Genomic DNA, 14,924 nt, shown 5'->3' with positions numbered 1-14,924 from the left:
CCGGTACCAGGGCACCCCTTGCGGGTGCCCGTACACCGGATCCGGGCCCCGGCCGGTAGGGGCACCCCTTGCGGGTGCCCTGATCGCGCGTCTTTTTGTGTCCGGTTTCGTATGATGCCATCGCCCTAGGTCTCGTCCTTGCAATCCTTGATCGGCAAGGCAAGACAAGGCGAGACCTCACAGGTCGGCGCGTCGGCATTGGAATGCCTTCATCAAGACCAGTGAGGTCGCTGCGCGTCCTTCTTTGCAAGCTATTGGGGCTAGATCACGAACCAAGAACGGGCCTCTGTTCGAGGTCGAGCATGTGGAGGGCAATGATGCCCTTGTGCGCCCAGGCTTGCATCGGGTCGGCGGTTGGGTCAGCGGCGATGCTTTCATCAAGCCAGGCCAGGGCATGCGTATAATCGCCCATCATATAGGCCGTCAGGGCCATGTTGTGCAGCACAGTAGCCGTACCACGGTGATCGCCAAGCTGCCGACGCAGGCTCAACCCCTCGCGGTGACAGTCCAGGCTTGCCGTATAGTCGTCTAACGCCAGGTAGATCGAGGCGAGGCCGTTGAGGGCGGAGGCCCGGGTCGATTGATCCGAGGTGGCAAGGCCCAGGGCAGCGGTGAGCAACTCTAGGGCCAGGGTAAACAAGCCGCGCCGATACCAAAACCACCACAGGCTGTCGGCGATGGTGATCGCAGTTTCACCACGTTTATTCGCCAGGGCCCAGCGTAGCGCCACCAGGCAATTTTCGTGGTCAGCCAGGGCGCGTTCCATCCAGAAGGCCTGCTGTTCGCCCTGAAGGCCGTTGAACACATCCTGAGCAAAAGCGGTGTAATACGCGGCATGGGTAGCCTGGCAGTCAGCCAGGTTGCCACTGGCCGTGAGTTGCTCGAAGGCGTAGGTGCGTAAGGTCTCCAGGAGCGTGATGCGCTCGTCCTGAAGCTTGATCAAGCTCGTACGCTCCAGGCATACCAGTATTTCTGGTTCGGCAGCAGCAACCTGCAGGGCGGCATCCAGGCTGCAACCGCCAATAAAGATCCCCAGGCGTGCAAAGGCAATCTGCTCGGCGGGCGTCAGTCGCTTCACACTCCAGGCGATGGCGGCTTGCAGGGTACGGTGGCGTTCGGCGACGTTGCGCCGGGTTTGCTGCAACCAGGTCGAAGCAGGTTGCCCGTTGCTGCGCAGTGTCAATAGTTGCTGCACCAGCACATCGGGGGCGAGATCGCGCAGGCGCACAGCGGCCAATTCGAGCGCAAGTGGCAAGCCATCCAACGCGATGCACAGCGTTGCCAGTGGTAACAGGTTCGCTTGCGTCAGGGTGAACGCGGGGTCGGCGGCACGAATACGGGCACAGAGCAATTGCAGGGCAGGTCGGCTGCGCCAGACTTCGAGATCAGGTGGTTGCGCGAGATCGGGGGTACCCAGTGGACCGAGCGGCCATTCCTGTTCGCCGTACACATCAAGCGGTACGCGACTGGTACAGAGCAGTTTGAGATGCGGTGCGCACTCGAGCCAGGCCGTGAAGAACGAGGCACCATCGAGAATGTGTTCGCAGTTATCCAGCACGAGCAGCAGATGACGAGTGGCGAGATAATCGGCGATGGCATCGTCAACCGACTGGTGCGCTACCGGGGTGAGCGATAGAGTGCGCAAGACCGCATACGGTACATCGGCAGGGTTGACGACATCGACCAGTGAGACAAACGCCACGCCATGCGCAAAGATGGGCCGCGCCGCTCGGGCTACTTCCAGCGCCAGACGCGTCTTGCCGATGCCCGGCGCGCCAAGCACGGTGACAAGACGCTCGCTTGCAAGCAGGTCAAGCAGAGCGCTGACCTCGGCTTCACGCCCAATCAACGGGAGCAGCGGGGTTGGTGGGGTGTGGACGCGCAGCCTGGGGGTAACTATGGGGTTGCTGATCTGCTGCCCGCGCATGTGCCGCGTGCGGGTAGGCGTCACCTGCGTGGCACGCGTGTTGCCCGCAAGCTTGAGCAATTGTTCAACCAGGGGCGTTTCATCTTCCATCAAAAGCGCCGGCACAAAGAGCGCCGCCACCACCGTCAGGTCGGGGAAGCGCGAGCCATTTTCCAGGCGGGCGATCTGTTCCCGGCTGTAGCCAACGCGCCGCCCCAGTTCGTCCTGGGTCAGGTGGGCACGCTTGCGTAAAAAACGTAAGGCCGGGCCAAACGAAGCGGGTAGAGTTGGCAACTTTGTCACAAAATGTCACCTTTACTCACGGCAAAACCAGTACCCTTTACATCCAAGCAGATCCGATGCCTGATTCTGACCATCGAACTGCCTGAAACGACAAGCGTAACGGTTCTCGACAAAGGACAGACCAAATGATGAAGACGTCCAAATCCTTCCGCATGGCTTTGCTAGGTCTGCTGTTGCTGGTGAGCGTAGGGTGTGGCACAACCACGCCAGCAGCGCCAACGGTCAATCCGCCGACGATGGTGCCCTCGGCGGTGGGCACATCGAGCGAACAACCCCCTGATGCGGCAACGAGCAACGCAGAAAGCCCTGACCCAGGCAGCGCACAAGCTGTCGCCTGCGAGGAGTATTTCCGCTTCTGCGTCACATCTACTGTCAGCGGGGCAGTCAACGCCTCGGCAACAGGCGGAGTGGGGGGCAATATAGATAATTGTACTGCGTGGGCGGAAGAGGGGCCAGCACGAATTCTCGAAGTGCCGATGATGTTGAACTCAGGCGAACCACCGATTACCGTTGCCCTAACGCGCATCGCCGCATATACGGGGCCGGGCGAATATGTCTTGCAGTCGGTTGCCACAGGTGGAGCCATTCCCGACATGTTCCCGGCAATGAACGTTGGCGCGCGTAGCTTTGGCATTGGCGAAGGCTCGACTGCCCGCGTGACGGTCGCTGCCGATGGGTCGGGTATGCTTGAGGCAACAGGCCTGGTCGAAATTGCCTCGGTGCAAGTCAGTGCGCCAGACCCCAACGCACGAGTGGATCTGACGATGCAGTGGATTTGCCAGGAGCAATAAGCATGCCGATGATGAAGAAAATAAGTGGTATTGCGCTATGGTTGTTCGCAGTGGTGGTGCTTCTGGCTAGCACTCACCAGACGGCCCGCGCCGCTGATGCGGTAGTGGGTGATGGGTCTCCAGCCAGTTGCACCGAGGCCGCCTTTGACGTGGCGCTCACCACGGTCAGCAGTGGCGGTGGGGTGATGACCTTCAACTGCGGCCCGTCCGTGCATACCATCCAGCTTAGCCTGGCTAAAGTGGTGAATCTGGCCAATGTGACGATCAACGGCGGCGGGCGGATCATCCTCAACGGCGGGCCGAACGAGCGGATCTTCTTTGTCGGGCCAATCACGTTCCGCCTGCAACAGATCATTCTGCAAGGCGGCGACTCGCTCGTCAGCGGCGGCGCAATCGAAGCCTCAGGGGCGCAGGTGATAGTAGAAAACGTGCAGCTACGGAATAATCGCTCGGCTGTCTCGGGCGGGGCAATCTACTGTTACGACGGTTCACTCACCATCCGCGACAGCGTCATTGCAGGCAACCAGGCCGTAACGGGCGGGGCGATCTACAACGACGGCTGTAGGCTGGACATTGCCAATACCAGCTTTGCCAACAATCGGGCGAATGGTGCAACCGGGCGCGGCGGCGCGATCGAAAACGCCATTACCGGTGCGATCATCGCGCGCAATACCTCTTTCACAACCAACTACGCCCTGGATGGTGGCGGCCTCTACAACGCCAGCGGTGCCAGCGCCGATCTGGCAACCGTCACCTTCGCCAAGAATACGGCGGGTTACGGCGGCGGCATCGAAAACAGTGGTGCGCTGACCGTGACAAGCAGCCTGTTTGATGGCAACGAAACAACCGGCAGTGGCGGCGGGCTCTGGAATCTTAATGGTACAGCCGTCATCGAAAAGACGACCTTTTCCAATAATTTTGCCTATGAGGGCGGTGGTGTCAATTCGTATGGCACCGTGCTGGAGATGCGCGAGGTCAATCTGGTGAGCAATTACGCCAACGCGGTCAGCGGCACGCCGAATGGCGGCGGCCTGTACCACGCGGGCGGCACAGCCTTTGTCACTAATGCCACCATCCAGGGCAACTTTGCCGGCAACAACGGTGGTGGCATCTATCAAGCTTCCGACGACAACCTGACCTTGACGAATGTCACGATTGCCGGCAATGTGGCCTCCGGGCTGGGCGGAGGGTTCTATCACTACGGGCGCTATGCCGTGTTGACCAATGCTACCCTGGCGAATAACCAGGCCGCCATCGCCGGCAATGCGATCTACGAAGATTCCCCGCAGACCCCGGCCAATCCGGGCGTAGTGCAGCTTGTGAACACGGTCATCTTTGGCTATCCGGTCAACTGCGATGGCGGGCTGTTTCAATCGCTCGGTCACAACCTGAGCCAGGGCAGTTGCGCGTCATTAAGCGGTGCCACCGATCGGGATGCCTTCACCGGTGATCTGTTGCTCGGCAATCTGACCTATAACGGCGGACGCTTCCCGATGCAGACCATACTGCCACAACCTGGCAGCCCGCTGATTGACGCCGGCGATCCAACGTCTTGCCAGGCCACCGATCAACGTGATGCCTCACGTGTGGGTGTCTGCGACCTGGGTGCCGTGGAATATGGGGCACGTGCGTTTGCCGTGCTTATGCCTCTGATCAGATTGACACCATGAACCAAGCGTTCTATACTACATAAGTCGTTTTGGGCGTCAGAACGGCAGAAAATCATTCGCCGAGCCTGCTTACATTATTTAAAGATGACCATCTTTCTCGCGAAGGAGCGGTAGGCAAAACCAGCGCTCTGCACTCTTGGCGATGCAGCATGAAGAGAAGGGGGCGCCGTGGAAGCACGTTTTTCAGCGACACAATTGCTGGACTTGACGCACAATGGCCTACAGGAGTTAGGCTATCGTGACGACTTGCTCCGACATCGCTACTCTTTTGCTGACGTGCTCATCGACTCTTCTCCGACACGTACGATCGATTTAGCTGCCTTCGCTCAAGAGCCACCATCATACCGGAGCGCATGCTTTGGGGTGGCTATTCTTGATCAGTACGGCCCAGACACACTCCAACAGTATCGCGCACTGGGTGCGCCCCAGATCCTGGTGCTCTCCCCTGAACAGGGCATTGTGCGGCGGTGGCGCATGACCGCCAGTGGTGCGCCGACGTTTATCGAAGAGATTGCACCGGAACATCTCAGCACTGCTTTTCACGCGAATCGCAACGAATGGAATCCTGACGCAGTTCTGCGAGCTAAGTCCATCGGTTTCGCTCGGGGACCTGTTCAACTTGACTTTTTTGATACCGGATTGCTTCCCACGTTGGAGGGAACAACTCACAAAAAACTTGACCAACTGCTCCGCGATGTGCTCGCTACCTGCAAAGCGGTTTATGCTGAACACCACGACAGCGAGCCTGATTACCAGGCGCTCTTCCGACTGATTTTCCGCTTTATCGCATCGAAAATGCTTGCGGATCGTGGCTATCCCGGTGACGACTGGTTGCACCCTGATCCCCAACGGGTAATTGCTGCCGTCGACGCATTTTACTTTCGGCAGGCTCCCGATGAGGGGTTGTTGCAGGATCCACTTGTGCAACGTGTCGCCTGGGATACAATCCGCACCGCGTTCCTCTTTCAGAATCTCTCTGTTGAAGCATTGGCATACGTGTACGAGAACACCCTCGTCAGCGAGCGTAACCGCGAACTCTTTGACACCCATGCCACACCGCCACAACTTGCCGAGTACATTGTCCAACAACTGCCTTTTGACGAATTGCCACAAGATGAGCGGCGTGTCTTTGAGCCCTTCACTGGACACGCGCCATTTCTCATTGCTGCGCTTGGACGGCTTCGCACCCTCCTTCCCTCCACAATGGATACGAACCAGCGGCATGACTATTTCGTGCGCATGTTACGTGGGATGGAACTCGATGCGTTTGCTCGTGAAGTGGCCCGCTATTCGCTGATCCTTGCTGACTACCCTAATCCTGATGGCTGGGATATCCGGCAGGCTGATGTCTTTTCGTCGCCACACACCGACACGTACCTCCAACAGGCCAGGATTGTACTCTGCAATCCGCCCTTCAGCGATGTACCAACACGTGGAACACAAACGCGCCTGCGAGCAGGTGCGGCCAAACGGGCGGTTGAGGCACTGAATCGTGTCATGCGCTACCCGCCTGCACAGCTTGGTTTTGTCTTGCCAAAGGCTTTTGTGAGCGGTCAGGAATACCGCAACGCGCGAAAACAATTGGCAGCATCATATCAGGAGATAGCGGTCGTCACACTCCCTGATACCGTTTTTCAATATTCTGATGTTGAGACGGTTCTACTAACTGCACATAGTCCACGCACGCGTAGTCCACGTCGCCGTACCGCTTCGGTCAACAAACAGGATTATGATCGCTTCCTGCAGACCGGCATTCCTACTTGGCAGGAAGAGTTGCCATCTGAGTCGATAAATGCCGCTGACTATCCGGTCTTCTGGCGTACACCGCTTTGGCGCGTATGGGAAGCTCTTAGTCGACTACCTCGGCTTGGTGATGTTGCGGAGGTGCATCGCGGTATCGAATACCGCGTTCCAATGAGCTCTCATAAAGCAGAACTAGTGAGCAGTGAGCCGAGATCGGGATTTGCTGCTGGTCTTGTCAGTGCAAAAGACAACTTTGAGCCGTTCTTTACGGGCAAATTCGCATTTTTAAATACCGATGCTTCGGTTATGCTGTATGAGGCCTACAAATTACCGTGGGATCGGCCAAAAGTAATCGTCAATGCGGCTCGCCTGAGTCGCGGCCCCTGGCGAATTGCAGCAGTTATAGATCATCAGGGTCTAGTTTGTTATCAAAGGTTTCACGGAATTTGGGCCAAGGCAAACACCTCTCTGGAGGAAATCGCATCCGTACTCAACAGCCCTCTAGCTAATGCTTTTCTTTATACCAATCCGGCGGCAGGAGGGCGGGACAATCAAATACGTGCTATTGAAGACATACCCTTTCCAGATTTCACGACGGCACAAACTCAAACGCTTGTCATTCTTGTAAATCAATATAGGTTATATCGCTCTCAGTGGCTACAAAATCCTGACCAAGCTGAAGAACTTGAAGAAACATGTCGGCAACTACTGGCACAAATTGATGCTGAGGTTCTCTCGGCTTACGAACTGCCTCCACGATTAGAGAAACAGCTGCTAGACACGTTTGCCGGTTATCAACGCCCCGGTCCAGTGCATTTCACAGGCTACTATCCAACCGATTTTCGTCCAGCTATTCCGTGGCGCATCTTCATTTCCCAAGGTTTTCAAAATGCCGGTGCCCGCTCTACAATCAGCCGTCTACCAGTGCTGAACGATCCGGTTATCTCAGTTGCTGTACGCGAGCTCGACGACTCATCGGATGATGATTATGACATCGACGCCTGACGCCTACTTACTCGATACCTCCGTTGCCAGTATCGCGTGGGATGGCGGCAACAAGGATCATGCGCTGATTCGAGGGAGATTAAGCGCTCTCGGAGAAAGCACCATTGCGGTTTGCGCTATCTCCATTGGCGAAGTAGCCTATGGCCTTAACATCACTGATGGTGCCGATCCAAGTCGGCACCAAGCTGTACGTGATGCCATGGAGACCTATTTTGTCTGGCCCGTAGATAAAGATACAAGTCAGTACTACAGCGTCCTGCGTGGCGAACTTTTTCGGCGATACGCGCCACGCGATATGCGCGGACGAATAAAAGCCAAGCGCCCTGAAGAGTTGCGTGATACGACGAGTGCTCGCGAACTTGGTATCCAGGAAAACGATCTTTGGATCGTAAGTGTTGCTGTGCAATATGACTTGCGTTTAGTCACCCGCGACGAACGCCTGAAGCGAATCCTTGAAATTGCTCAAGCTAAGTACGGCTACGACCGTTACGAGATCTGGGCGGTTTCAGCATCTACACCAACTGGAGCTTCATAGCCTCCTAGCATCCTGTCGGAGAGAAGCCTAAAACCGGTAGATCCTGCTGCTGGCCCACAGCTTTTGCGTCTTTGCGTCAAATCATCAGCACATACACTTCACAGACTACTCATCACGGCAATACACCCACCTCATACATATAAAACGTCACCCCTTGCCCGTCAGGAAACGCTGGTCCACTGCCCGTCGGTGCGGCGTCGAGGCCAAGGATCGGAGCGAGTAGAGCGGCCTCTTCGTCGGCAAAGTAGCCCCCAAAGAGAAAGAGTGCCCCTGGTTCCGGCGGCGCCGATAGGCTTGCCCCGCGAAAGGTTTCGATGTGCAGGCCTGAGGTCAGAAACATGAAGATCTGATCATTTTTCAGGCCTTCAGCGACGTAGATCTGCCTTGGTAGTTCGCCGCCGTTTTCGTTTGCGACGGCACGAATGTACGCCCCCATCTGGCTCTGCACTGGGTAGAAGACGAGAAAGACTTCGCGCTGCGGTGGCATCACCACAAAATAGACCGTTGCGTTGAGCACGATCACCAGGCTCGCCAGCATTGCCACGATGCTGCGGCGCATGCCCCGCGCAAGCTGCACCCCGCGCTGGCGCAGGCTCCACCCCAGTGCGTTCCAGCCCAGGGCCGCAATGATCACGCCATACGCAGCGGCGTTGAGGCTTCGCATGCCGTGGGGGGCATCGACCGCCAGCGCACTCGGGGCCAGGCCCAGCAGAAACAAGCCTGCCACGATCAGGGTGCGCCAATCACGCGCCGATCGGAGCAAGACGACGCTGCCGAGCAGCAGGCCAATGCCAGTGACATAGTCAAACATCGGTCGTCCAGGGGCGTGGTGCCGCCCATTCAGGTCGCCCTGCACGTGAAACATCAGCAGGTGCTGGTGGAGTGATTGATCAAGCATTTCTAGCGGCGCCGCGCCTTGCCGCGCCTCGTCACTCAAAAGAAAAACCTGGCCCACCCGGTCGTTGAAGGCTTCGGGTTGGTTGAGCGCAAAGAGCAGCAGCGGTGTCACGGTCAGCAACAACCCCAGGCTTGCCACAAGACTGCCACGCAACCAGCCGCGCCACGCCCGTGGCTCGCGCAACAAGAGCACCAGCGCCAGCCACGCCGCCGCCACAGGGGCCAGCCGTCCCGTGTGATACGTCTGCATCGCCAGACCAATGCTCGCGCCCCCGAGCAGACAATACGCCATCCAGAAGAACCGGTGGTGCCCCGGGCGAGCATCAGTTCCCCTCGCCAACGGGCTGCCCGTCGTGTGCGACAGGATCGGTGGGTACACGTGCGCTGTTCGCCCCCCTCCGCTCAGCCCCAACCCGAGCAACCAGAGGCCACTGAGGGTCAGCAGTGGGTCAAAGATCGTAGGAAAGACGAGCCGACTGACGGTAATATGCCAACTTGAGACCGCCAGCAAGAAAGCCGCAACAAGCCCGATGCTCCGCCGCCCGCTGAGCCATGTCGCGAAGCCGTAGAGCGGCACGACCGTCAGCGCCCCGCCGAGGCCACTCATCACGCGCATCGACCAGAGATTTTCGCCCCAGAGGTGCAAGGCGAGCGCAAAGGGGTAGAGTCCGAGCGCAGGCAAGTGGATCGAGAGCGGTGCGGCATTTAGGTCGAGTTGCGATGCATCAAGGTTCTCGTTGGCGATATAGATCGGTCGGTAATCAGGGTAATCACGAATGCGCTGGGCAAAAAGACCGTGACGCGCTTCGTCGCGCCACAGGCCAAACGGCATCTCATCAAGTCGAAAGAGCCGCAAGCCGACGGCGAGCACCAGGATCAAGCCGAGCAGCAGCAGCGCATGTTTCTGGGAAAGATCGGGGCCGCCGCGTACCCACCCATCTTTGCCGAGCCCATACGGGCCACCGGCCACTAGCATAAGGGCCACGAGCGCCAGGATCAATCCACCAGCCACACTCGTTTGCGTATTGAGCAAGCCAACGGCCACAGCAAGCAGCGCCATCCCCGCCACCAGTGCGAACCCCGACGCTCCCCCCACCCCCAACCCCGCTCCCACGAGGGGGGAGGGGCGTTTTCCCGCACCGCCATTAGGCGTTTGCGCATCACCTCGCTCCGCTCCCACGAGGGGAGAGGGGCGTTTTCCCGCACCGCCTTCAGGTGCTTGCGCATCATCTCGCTCCGCTCCCACGAGGGGGGAGGGGCGTTTTCCCGCACCACCATCAGGTGCTTGCGCATCATCTCGCTCCGCGTCCCCCGCAAGCGCAAAAACCAACCCAACCCCCAGCAAGAGCGTGCCTGTCCCCAGGATCCACGGCGTGGGCGGCAAGACCCAGGCAAGCCCGAAGGGATCGCGTGCGGCCCAGAGGATCAGGATTGTTCCACCAAACCCGATCACCAGACTCGCCCGTAGCCACAGGCTTGCTCGTCGGCGCGGCAAGAGCAGTGCATCAAGCAAGGCCAGGCTGCCAGCAACCAGCGCCAGCAACCAGGTGAGCCAGAGCGACCGGATAAGCGCGGGCGTGTGTGGCCCTTCAAGGGCAGCGACGCCAACATGCGATACTGGCAGCCCAAGGGGGCGAAAATCACGTGCCGCATCGCTGGCTCCAGGCGTGCTCACCGCTGTCACTAGCGCGAGCGGAAGCGCACTCCCGCCGGGTGTCGCCACTGCCCCCGAGGGCAGCAGCACCTCATAGCTGCGCCAGCCAGCCTGCACCGCAAAGCGCGCCACCTCGCTGGCACCCTGGACAAGTGCCACCTCGGGTTCGCCCTGGGCAAGGAGGCGTTCGCCACTCAACTGGAGCAAGAATACCGTAGGAGCCGCAGGGGCACCGTGCAACACAAACCGCGCCTCGGGGCCACTCCAGCGAAAGCTTTCGCCAAAGCCGGTTTCAGGTGTGTAAAAACCGGTGAGAAAACGAAGATCGCCCGTATCGCCAACATCAACCTGGAGCGGCGGGGCCGTGCGGAGAGCCAGCACCAGGAGCAGGACGGTAAGCCCGAGCAACAGCAGAGGAACGAGCGAATGAACGAAACCCTGGCGAAGAGCGCGGCCAGCCACCACTACTGACGCTCACCAAGAATAGCTTCGCTATGATGTGGACTGATCACATCAGCCAGACGGGCGCTAAACTGGGGATAACGGCGCATTCCAGAGCGATGGAGCATCATGCGGCGCAGCACATTGAGCGTTGCGAGCCCATAGACCACCGAGCGCTGAAAATTCACCGACGACGCCTCTTCAAAATAGCGGGTTGGCACCGCAATCTCGCCAATGCGAAAGCCGTACTGCACCGCCTGCACAATCATCTCGGTATCAAAGACAAAATCATCCGAGTTGAGCAGAAACGGTACGGTCTCGAGCAAACGACGATTGTAGGCACGAAACCCGGTATGAAACTCGGAGAGGTTGAGGCCAAGCACAACATTTTCGCAGATCGTCAGAAACCGGTTCGAGACATACTTCCAGACCGGCATCCCGCCGGCGAGCGCAGGAACGCCGCGTTGGCCCGGCTGGCGCTTCAAACGCGAACCAAGCATCATATCGTATTCACCGGCAACAATCGGACGAATCAGCTCAACAATGCGCGTCGAATCATACTGATAATCGGGGTGCAGCATCACCACAATATCGGCTCCATCGCGCAGAGCCTCAAGGTAGCAGGTCTTTTGATTGCCCCCATACCCCCGATTCTGGATATGGATCACCACCTCGATCCCGAGCTGCCGTGCAATCTCAACCGTCTCATCGCGGGAAACATCATCAACCAGGATGACGTGGTCAACCACACCAGGCGGAATATCATGATACGTCCGTTCGAGCGTACGAGCGGCATTATAGGCAGGCATCACGACAACAACGCGAGGCTTCTTCATCCCGGGCATTCTCCGCATACGACACAACGCGAGCAAACCTCCCTGATTATAGCAGAATTTGGGTGATGGATGGCGCTGCTACGCAGCGCCATCCATCACCCAAGTATGAGCCAGGCAAAGCTCTCATTCATTCTACCGATGTGCTAACAGGCGCAAGCCGTTGAGCACAACGATAATCGTACTCCCCTCGTGCCCGACGACGCCAAGGGGCAACGGGATGCCGATGGTGAGCGTCGCGATCACAAGCACCACAACAACAGTGAGGGCAAAGCTGATATTCTGCCAGACAATGCGCTGGGTACGTTTGCTCAGCTTGACGGCATAAGCAATGGCACTGAGGTCATCACGCATCAAGACGATATCAGCCGTTTCGAGGGCCGCATCGGTGCCCGCCGCGCCCATCGCAATGCCACTGGCGGCAGCTGCCAGCGCCGGAGCATCGTTGACCCCGTCGCCAACCATTGCCGTTGGGCCATAGCGACGGCCCAGATCCTCAACAATGCGCAGCTTATCTTCGGGCATCAGGCTGGCGTGAACTTCGTCAATGCCAAGGCGACGCCCCAACGCTTCAGCGACACGCTCATTGTCCCCGGTGAGCATCACAATGCGTTCGATGCCTGCGGCGCGCAACTCAGCCAGTTGCGCGGCAGCATCGGGGCGCTCGCGATCCATCACGGTGATCAAACCCAACCAGTGCCCACCACGGGCTGCCAGCAGCACCGTGCCACGGCCTTCGAGCGCCAGACGATCCACTTCGTCGAGCAGTTCCTGGGGCACCGACAAACCGGCATGCGCAAAGAGTTTAGGCGCACCAACGAGGGTCTCTTCGCCATCCCAGGTTGCACGCACACCCATCCCTGTCACCGCCTCGAAAGCTTCGGGTTCGTCGGTCTCCAGACCTTGCGCCTCGGCATAGGCCAGAATCGCCCTGGCGATCGGATGCTCGCTTTGGTACTCGGCGCGGGCCACCGCCACGAGCAACGCATGCGCTGTTACGCCGGGTTGGGGCAAGATATCAGTCACTTCAGGGCGACCATAGGTGAGCGTCCCGGTCTTATCAAAGGCAATGACCTTCACGCGGCTCAACTCTTCAAGATGGGCACCGCCCTTAAAGAGTACCCCTTTGCGCGCAGCGTTGGCGATGGCGCTGAGCAGCGCAGCGGGCACGCTGATCACCAGGGCGCACGGTGAAGCGACGGTCAGCAAAACCATGCCACGATAGAAATTATCGCTGAAGTTCACCCCAAAGATTGGTGGCACCAGCAGAATAAAGAGGGCCACAGTTGCAATGACACCCATTGCATACCACTGCTCGGCGCGGTCGAGAAAGCTCTGCGTCTGCGCCTTGCGGGCCTGGGCATCGCTGACCATACCAATAATGCGGGCCAGGGTGCTCTCTTCGGCTGTCTTCGCAACCTGCATATCAATGGCACCACTCTGATTGAGCGTACCGGCCAGGATCGTCGCACCGACACCCTTTTGCACCGGCATTGACTCACCGGTAATGGCCGACTCATCGAAATTGCCGGTACCCTGCATAATCACGCCATCAAGCGGCACCCGATCACCGGGGCGCAGCACAACCAGGTCGCCAGGCACAATTGCCTCAAGCGGCACCTCTTCAAGCTCGCCATCACGCCGGATCGTCACCGTATCAGGGCGCAACTCGAGCAGTGACGAGATCGCGCTGCGGGTGCGATTCATCGCATAGTTCTGCAACACATTGCTCAGCGAGAAGAGGAAAAGCAGGATCGCCCCCTCGGTCCAGGCGTCCACATAGGCCGCTCCAAGCGCTGCGAGCACCATCAGCAGATCGACCTCAATCGTGCGCTCGCGCAGGGCTTTGATGATCGCAATGACGGCAAAGAAACCACCGACAAAATAGGTAGCCATCCGCACCGTCAAAAGCAGGCCGGGGGCCGCCTCTACGCGTTCTAGCAGAACACCGACAACAATGCCGACCAGGGTCAATACAACAAACAATTGTTCAACAAAAGTCGCATCAAACTGAAGACGACGTTCAGGCTTTGTTTCAGGACGTGAGGTTGATAACGTAATCATATGGTGTTCCTTTAGGAGGCGTGTGCCCCCCAACCAGAGGCTACCGTGCTGCGCAACGGGCCGCAGGCCTGCTGCCCAGCACGTTAACGTAACACCTGACGATCTTCAGGTGACAGCAATTCAAGCAATTCAGGACCCAGACGAGCAAAAATGCGCTGGGCAAAGAGTTCCATCCAGATAAACTGACGGGCAATCAAGACCATATTCGGGTTGGTTGTGACGGTGGCCGAGGTGACCATATGACCGCTAGCAATGAGAAATTCACACTCGTCGGCAACCACAATCAGCGTCTCTTCCATGCGGTGCAATTCAGTTTCCCGTTTGGGATGACGTACCACCTGACCAAGCTCAAAAGAGATGTCACCGGTGAGAATGACCCCCAGCGCAACCCCACGGGCATGCGCTTCTTCGAGACGATGACGCAAAGCCTCAATGTCGGCATCCGTAAAGACAAGCATCAGTTCGCGTTTGGCCCGATCAATCAGATCGCCGGCATAGGCCAAGGCCTCGTTACGCCCACTGAAATTCCAGAGCCGCCCGGTCTTTTCTTGATGGTACAGGGGCAAAAGTTCAGTACGCAGATTGGCCGCACGCTCGCGGGCTTCACGCTCGTAGCGGTCAAGCAACAGCGCCGGCGAAACCGGTCGGTACAGCGTTGCCTTCTCCTCTTCAGATTTGAGCGCCGCCCCACGTGCCTCGAGCCGCCCCAAGGCCTCGTAGACCATCGAACGCGGGACGCCCGAACGCTTGCTGATTTGATAGCCCGTGGCCGGGTTTTCACTCAGTAGCGCCAGGTAGACTTTCGACTCATATTCAGTCAACCCGAGCGCTGCAAGTTGATCCAGAAGCTGTACAGTTGCCATATGGGAGATTCTCTTCTACGTATCTTTTATAGTAGTTCAAACCCGAACTACTATAAAGTGTACACGTTTTTGACGCTTTTGTCAACCCTCAGGGTGCAAAACGCCCTACCGCACAGCTGCTGCAAATGGTATACTATGAAAAGATGTGCATGGGGCAAGCGCCCCTTTTGGGGGTAGGTTTTTCAGATAATGTGCGGGTCATGACCATTTCTGCTACGA

9 protein-coding genes are annotated in these 14,924 nt (G+C 58.2%); 4 read left to right on the top strand and 5 right to left on the bottom strand.

The window, feature by feature from the left end; genetic code table 11:
- Positions 1 to 265: 265 nt before the first annotated feature.
- The gene (locus EYB53_RS18975; protein ID WP_135479969.1) at positions 266 to 2,209 is read right to left on the bottom strand and encodes an ATP-binding protein; all 1,944 of its coding nucleotides are present in this window, start codon (positions 2,207 to 2,209) and stop codon (positions 266 to 268) included.
- 125 nt (positions 2,210 to 2,334) lie between these two features.
- Between EYB53_RS18975 and EYB53_RS18970 the strand changes: the two genes are divergently transcribed.
- The 4 genes from EYB53_RS18970 to EYB53_RS18955 all read left to right on the top strand — a co-directional run bounded on the left by EYB53_RS18970 (position 2,335) and on the right by EYB53_RS18955 (position 7,953).
- Complete coding sequence (locus EYB53_RS18970; RefSeq protein ID WP_135479968.1) at positions 2,335 to 3,000, top strand: hypothetical protein; 666 nt, start codon at positions 2,335 to 2,337, stop codon at positions 2,998 to 3,000.
- Positions 3,001 to 3,002: 2 nt separating this feature from the next.
- A complete protein-coding gene (locus EYB53_RS18965; RefSeq protein WP_135479967.1) occupies positions 3,003 to 4,670 on the top strand; it encodes a choice-of-anchor Q domain-containing protein in 1,668 nt (555 codons plus the stop codon).
- 168 nt (positions 4,671 to 4,838) lie between these two features.
- On the top strand, positions 4,839 to 7,418 hold the full coding sequence (locus EYB53_RS18960) for an N-6 DNA methylase (RefSeq protein WP_135479966.1): 2,580 nt from the start codon (positions 4,839 to 4,841) through the stop codon (positions 7,416 to 7,418).
- Entirely contained in the window at positions 7,402 to 7,953 is a 552-nt protein-coding gene (locus tag EYB53_RS18955; RefSeq protein ID WP_167857478.1) for a type II toxin-antitoxin system VapC family toxin, read from the top strand. The genes EYB53_RS18960 and EYB53_RS18955 overlap by 17 nt, the downstream gene beginning before the upstream one ends.
- Positions 7,954 to 8,065: 112 nt before the next feature.
- Here EYB53_RS18955 and EYB53_RS26665 read toward each other — a convergent pair whose 3' ends face one another.
- The 4 genes from EYB53_RS26665 to EYB53_RS18935 form a co-directional block, all read right to left on the bottom strand.
- Positions 8,066 to 10,966 carry a glycosyltransferase family protein gene (locus EYB53_RS26665; protein WP_135479964.1) on the bottom strand — a complete coding sequence of 967 codons (2,901 nt, stop codon included), beginning with the start codon at positions 10,964 to 10,966 and terminating at the stop codon, positions 8,066 to 8,068.
- A 2-nt stretch (positions 10,967 to 10,968) separates the two neighbouring features.
- Positions 10,969 to 11,781, bottom strand: a complete 813-nt coding sequence (locus EYB53_RS18945) for a glycosyltransferase family 2 protein (protein WP_205712687.1) — start codon at positions 11,779 to 11,781, stop codon at positions 10,969 to 10,971.
- A 132-nt stretch (positions 11,782 to 11,913) separates the two neighbouring features.
- Positions 11,914 to 13,842: a heavy metal translocating P-type ATPase gene (locus EYB53_RS18940; RefSeq protein ID WP_135479963.1), complete on the bottom strand. Its 1,929-nt coding sequence runs from the start codon at positions 13,840 to 13,842 to the stop codon at positions 11,914 to 11,916.
- A gap of 83 nt (positions 13,843 to 13,925) precedes the next feature.
- The gene (locus EYB53_RS18935) at positions 13,926 to 14,705 is read right to left on the bottom strand and encodes a TrmB family transcriptional regulator (protein ID WP_135479962.1); all 780 of its coding nucleotides are present in this window, start codon (positions 14,703 to 14,705) and stop codon (positions 13,926 to 13,928) included.
- Positions 14,706 to 14,924: the final 219 nt, after the last annotated feature.

The sequence above is a fragment of the Candidatus Chloroploca mongolica genome (assembly GCF_004762035.2).
Classification (GTDB): Bacteria; Chloroflexota; Chloroflexia; order Chloroflexales; family Chloroflexaceae; genus Chloroploca; species Chloroploca mongolica.
Note: the sequence above shows the minus strand (reverse complement) of the source record. Positions and strands in the feature narration are given on the sequence as shown.

Coding starts and splice junctions, on each gene's coding strand:
- EYB53_RS18965 (WP_135479967.1), top strand. CDS start 3,003: ATGCCGATGATGAAGAAAATAAGTGGTATTGCGCTATGGTTGTTCGCA.
- EYB53_RS18970 (WP_135479968.1), top strand. CDS start 2,335: ATGATGAAGACGTCCAAATCCTTCCGCATGGCTTTGCTAGGTCTGCTG.
- EYB53_RS18955 (WP_167857478.1), top strand. CDS start 7,402: ATGACATCGACGCCTGACGCCTACTTACTCGATACCTCCGTTGCCAGT.
- EYB53_RS18940 (WP_135479963.1), bottom strand. CDS start 13,842: ATGATTACGTTATCAACCTCACGTCCTGAAACAAAGCCTGAACGTCGT.
- EYB53_RS18945 (WP_205712687.1), bottom strand. CDS start 11,781: ATGAAGAAGCCTCGCGTTGTTGTCGTGATGCCTGCCTATAATGCCGCT.
- EYB53_RS18935 (WP_135479962.1), bottom strand. CDS start 14,705: ATGGCAACTGTACAGCTTCTGGATCAACTTGCAGCGCTCGGGTTGACT.